1 protein-coding gene is annotated in these 343 nt (G+C 43.1%); it reads left to right on the top strand.

All coding sequences use genetic code 11. The annotated features are described in order from the left end of the window. The coding region (locus tag JUI58_RS00085; protein ID WP_204101732.1) for an ATP-binding protein at nt 1-343 on the top strand (343 nt) is incomplete at both ends.

Raw genomic sequence — 343 nt, 5'->3', positions numbered from 1 at the left:
GCACTGATGAAGTCAAACTTCGCCAAATTCTGATTAACTTGATTAATAATGCTCTCAAGTTTACCTCTGCGGGAGGTATTTCTGTCAGGAGTCAAAGCCTAGAAGCCTCAAAAATTGCCTTTGAAATCGAAGATACAGGTGCGGGTATCGCCCCAGAAGAACTAGACAAACTCTTTGAAGCCTTTACTCAAACTGAAAGTGGCAAACAATCCCAAGAAGGAACGGGTTTAGGACTCTCCATTAGTCGCAAATTCGTGCAGTTGATGGGAGGCGAAATGAGCGTGAGTTCCCAAGTCGGAAAAGGAACTATATTCCACTTTGAGATTGAAGTTGAGGAAGTTGA

The organism is Spirulina sp. CCY15215 (assembly GCF_016888125.1).
Lineage (GTDB): Bacteria > Cyanobacteriota > Cyanobacteriia > Cyanobacteriales > Spirulinaceae > CCY15215.
Note: the sequence above shows the minus strand (reverse complement) of the source record. Positions and strands in the feature narration are given on the sequence as shown.